This is a genomic window from Pseudoalteromonas ulvae UL12 (assembly GCF_014925405.1).
GTDB lineage: Bacteria > Pseudomonadota > Gammaproteobacteria > Enterobacterales > Alteromonadaceae > Pseudoalteromonas > Pseudoalteromonas ulvae.
The window spans coordinates 1-3,985 of sequence record NZ_AQHJ01000013.1 but is presented as its reverse complement, the minus strand read 5'-3'; the positions used below and the strand labels follow the sequence as shown (position 1 = coordinate 3,985).

General features: G+C 38.5%; 7 protein-coding genes. All 7 read left to right on the top strand.

Features of this window, described 5'->3' with window-relative positions; translation table 11 throughout:
• The first annotated feature begins 83 nt into the window (after window positions 1-83).
• Window positions 84-437, top strand: coding sequence for a DUF6547 family protein (locus tag PULV_RS00105; RefSeq protein WP_193330571.1), 354 nt, complete (start codon window positions 84-86; stop codon window positions 435-437).
• A gap of 137 nt (window positions 438-574) precedes the next feature.
• Window positions 575-1,051, top strand: a complete 477-nt coding sequence (locus tag PULV_RS00100) for a hypothetical protein (RefSeq protein WP_193330570.1) — start codon at window positions 575-577, stop codon at window positions 1,049-1,051.
• Between the two features lie 807 nt (window positions 1,052-1,858).
• A complete protein-coding gene (locus tag PULV_RS00095; RefSeq protein ID WP_193330569.1) occupies window positions 1,859-2,242 on the top strand; it encodes a hypothetical protein in 384 nt (127 codons plus the stop codon).
• Between the two features lie 111 nt (window positions 2,243-2,353).
• On the top strand, window positions 2,354-2,620 hold the full coding sequence (locus PULV_RS00090) for a hypothetical protein (RefSeq protein WP_193330568.1): 267 nt from the start codon (window positions 2,354-2,356) through the stop codon (window positions 2,618-2,620).
• Between the two features lie 139 nt (window positions 2,621-2,759).
• Window positions 2,760-3,119, top strand: coding sequence for a hypothetical protein (locus PULV_RS00085; protein WP_193330567.1), 360 nt, complete (start codon window positions 2,760-2,762; stop codon window positions 3,117-3,119).
• A gap of 182 nt (window positions 3,120-3,301) precedes the next feature.
• Window positions 3,302-3,556, top strand: a complete 255-nt coding sequence (locus PULV_RS00080; RefSeq protein ID WP_005526636.1) for a type II toxin-antitoxin system Phd/YefM family antitoxin — start codon at window positions 3,302-3,304, stop codon at window positions 3,554-3,556.
• The gene (locus PULV_RS00075) at window positions 3,549-3,818 is read left to right on the top strand and encodes a Txe/YoeB family addiction module toxin (RefSeq protein ID WP_005464459.1); all 270 of its coding nucleotides are present in this window, start codon (window positions 3,549-3,551) and stop codon (window positions 3,816-3,818) included. The genes PULV_RS00080 and PULV_RS00075 overlap by 8 nt, the downstream gene beginning before the upstream one ends.
• Window positions 3,819-3,985: the final 167 nt, after the last annotated feature.

The following is a 3,985-nucleotide window of genomic DNA, read 5'->3' as shown; positions in this document are numbered from 1 at the left end:
GGCTTGCGCTCATTCTTCGCTTAGTTTAGCCTGCTATTTTCCGCCGTTTATTAAGGCGTTATAACGATGAAAAGGTTTAGGTGTTGAATTCATTAGAAGAGTACAAATCATTTATTGATGACTTAGTGAGTGTCAGTCACAGTGTTGTTGCTGATTGGGTCGTGGAAAATGGGTTTCCTGATACTAAAGAAAATCAAATAAAAAATGAATTTGTTAAGAGTTTATCGCCTCACCAGAAAGAGGTTTTATCTACTCTAATTCTTGAGGCTAAAGAATCAGGCGTACATGATACTTTAGCTTACCTTAGCGAGCAGCAATGTAACAACGACTTGAAAATAATCAAAGGTAATCATCAATTACCAATTGAGCCTTTTGGCACTGAAATGAATTACGATTTTGTTGTAAGAATCGAAGAAGATGAGTGGCCATCGTTATAACAAGCAGTTCAAGCGGGACTAAAAACAGTTTGCTCGGTTTCGCTTCGCTACACATTTTAGCAAACAAATTTTTAGCCCCTTAACGTGGGCGTTATGTTTACCTAAAGTTTGGCACTAGATTTATATAAAGGATAAAAATGAGAATTCTAGCAATAATTATAGCCTTCATGATTCAGGGCTGTGCAAGTACGGATACACAATCAAAAGGTGCTGCATTTCAAATGCACGAACAACCTTCCAATGGTAAATCTATAGCTTATTTCTTTCAACCAGATATGGCTGGTGTTAATGCCTGTTTATTAGTTGGCGTCGATGACATTCATAAAGGCTGTATAGGTTATCCTGGCTTTGTGAAAGTGGAAATCGACCCAGGTACTCGCAAAATATCATTTACGCCTAATGCTTTGATTAAGATCGCTAACCTGTCTTACGAATACAATTTTGAACCAAACAAGGTTTATTACTTCGAGTACCAGCATTTCACTAGCAAGGCAGCTTCTGAGAAAGCAGTTGAAAGTCACTACAACATGATACTTGGTTATCATCTAGGTTGGGTATCGCTTGAAGAACAAGAAGCACTATCAAAATTGAAAAATCTGAAGGCTTGGAAGTAAGTAAACATAACAAGAATTTAAAGCGGGACTGCTAACAGTTTGCTCGGTTTCGCTTCGCTACACATTTTAGCAAACAATTATCAGCCCCTTAAATGGGCGTTAGTTGCCCGCACTAAATCGGTATTATTTTTTTGCTGGTTTAGTGCTTAACAAGTAGTTTCGTGTCTGGTTCAATCTTTGGTTTGGCAATGGAAGTGCCGTAAATATCATTCTTCCTTTTTGCCCAATCCAGTTTTCGCCTTTCACGTTTATTTGTTTAAACTGGCTTTAGTTTTTAAGGCTCAAAGTTCTGGCTTTGGTGTGTAGTGCGGGAGTGCTTGCTGTTTCTTCCGTTTGGTATAGAAATATGGTAGTGTTTTGTTAGCTTATTGCTTTAAATATCAGGCAACTAACAAGGCGCTCAACGGGACAAAAAACAGTTGGCTTTTTGCTCCTGCGTCGCTCATTTTAGCCAACAATTTTTCGCCCATTAGCGTGGCGTTATATGCTCTTAGTAATTTTTATTAGGGCAAGATATTATTAATCAGTGTTTTACGCTAAATAAGGTTTGGTGTTTGCACTAATAAGCATTGCCATTTATTCCTTTTTCAAAGGTGGCAATGCTATTAATTTTGTTCTGACTTTAGTGGGTAGCGTAAAAGTTCACGGTCAGGTTTTATTATTACGGGTGGCTTAAATCCGTGCAGTGTTCGGCTACAACCACCGCTGCATATAACAAGTTGCTCAAACGGACACGTACAGTTTGCTCGCGCTCCGCGCAGTATAGCAAACGTGTCCTTAGCCGCTTAGCAAAGCGTTAGCTGTTTTATGAATAAAGCACTGTATTTGAGTATTGTTTTCTTACTACCAATCATATTTTATCCGCTTGGGTTAAATTACCTTCAAGATATTTGGATTTGGTATTACGTCCCATTTGGGGCTGTTTATTCGATTTATGTTTGGTTTAAGCCCACAGAGAACATTACAAAGTATATTGTTGCAACACCGCTAATGTTTTTATTGGTTTTGTTTCTGGGTATTTTGGTCCCTTATGGTTTTAATAGTGGTGTTGGTGCTGCTTTTGAATTTTTACCTGTAATGCTTATTGTTGCTATACCTATAGGTTTTCTAACTGGTTTACTATATGTGGTCTTAGCTTTGTTAATTTTGAAAGGCTTCGTTAAATTTGGTTATGGCTTCCAAAACAGCTAACAAACGCATCAACGCATGGACTAATAAAGCTTGGCTTGGTTCGTGCCTCACCAATTATAGCCAAGCTTTATTAGCCCGTTATGCGAGGCGTTATGTGTATTGGAGGTTTAAGTGACACACGGAGGAGCTGGAGCAATATTTCCATTATTAGCGTTGCTCGTTTTAGCTTTACCAATAATTTTATTTTGGGTCTTTCGTGGGTCTGGTAATTTCCAAAAAAGACGACTTATTGGCTTTAGTCAATTAGCAGTTTTGGCTCTATCAATCGTTTTATTCTTTACAGGTATCGAGCAATTGCAAAGCATTGGTTTTGGTACAGCGTTTATTATTTTATTAAGTATGCTATTTACACCAGTCATATTTAAAAACCGAGTGTAAAATACACATAACAAACGCCTGAATTTGCTCGTAAACTCGCTCGGACAATTAACAATGGGTTATTGTCGCTGGCGCTCAATAATTTTAACCCATTGTTAAATTGCCGCTTAGGCGGGCGTTATATGCCTAAGGGAGTCTGGTGCTAGAATATTTATTCCCACTGCTAATGATACCAATCTATGCTGGTATTTTTTATATCGTGCTCAAGTGGCTTAAAGTTGACACACATCGAGTTAAGCGGTCTTTTATTCTTGCTTCAACTCTTGCTGCTATCGAGTTAGCTTGTAACCTTATAGTTTTCACATTTGAGCTGGACGGTACAGCAAATACTATTTTGTCTATTGGTATTTTTGTTTTCGTTATTCGTAAATTATTAATTTTGAAACTATGGCAAGCAGTTGTAATTCCAATGGTTGTTACAGCTACTGGTTACTTAATATTGGCAGTGTTTTTAATGGTGTTTTTCCAATTTTTTGCGTCGTCCAGTACCGGCATATAACAAAGTTGTAAACGCGGACAAATAACAGTTGGCTTTGTTCGTGCCTCACAAAATTTAGCCAACTATTATTTGCCGGTTACAACGGCGTTAGTTGCCTTATCAATATTGCATGTTCAATTTACTGTACAAGTAGAGTGGTGAGGACTATACTTGTTCCATTAAATGTACATGTGGAGGTTCTTATGAGAATCGTATCTTTTACTGAAGCAAGAAATGGTCTCAAAGCTGTTTTGGACGGTGTAGTTAATGACGCTGATACAACAGTTATTACACGTCGTGATTCTGAAGATGCTGTGGTTATGTCTTTAGATTACTACAATAGCCTTATGGAGACAGTGCACTTACTACGCTCTCCCCAAAACGCTGAACACTTAAACCGTTCTATAGCACAGTACCGTGCTGGTAAAACAACAGCACGAGAGTTAATTGATGAGTAGTAGTCAGCGTTTACTGTCGTGGACTGATGACGCTTGGGATGATTACCTGTATTGGCAAACTCAAGACAAAAAAACACTCAAGCGCATCAATAAACTCATCAATGATGTTAAGCGTTCTCCATTTGAGGGCATCGGTAAACCTGAGCCATTGAAAGAGAACTTATCTGGTTTTTGGTCTCGCCGTATTGATGATACTAATAGGCTTGTTTACGCAGTCGATGACCAGGCGATAACGATAATCTCGTGTCGTTATCACTACTAAATTAGGTTCAGCGATCTGGCATCTAACAAAGCATTTAAGAGTGATTCGCAACGCTTGGCAGTTTCGCTTCGCTCAAGTATAGCCAAGCGCCGCTCACACCTTAATGCGGCGTTATGTTACTCGGGTAAAAATGTGGAATTTTTGATACTCAGTTTATTTGGTGTTGC

Excerpts from the sequence above, each read along its gene's own strand:
- PULV_RS00100 (WP_193330570.1), top strand. The coding sequence starts at position 575 with ATGAGAATTCTAGCAATAATTATAGCCTTCATGATTCAGGGCTGTGCA.
- PULV_RS00095 (WP_193330569.1), top strand. The coding sequence starts at position 1,859 with ATGAATAAAGCACTGTATTTGAGTATTGTTTTCTTACTACCAATCATA.
- PULV_RS00080 (WP_005526636.1), top strand. The coding sequence starts at position 3,302 with ATGAGAATCGTATCTTTTACTGAAGCAAGAAATGGTCTCAAAGCTGTT.
- PULV_RS00075 (WP_005464459.1), top strand. The coding sequence starts at position 3,549 with ATGAGTAGTAGTCAGCGTTTACTGTCGTGGACTGATGACGCTTGGGAT.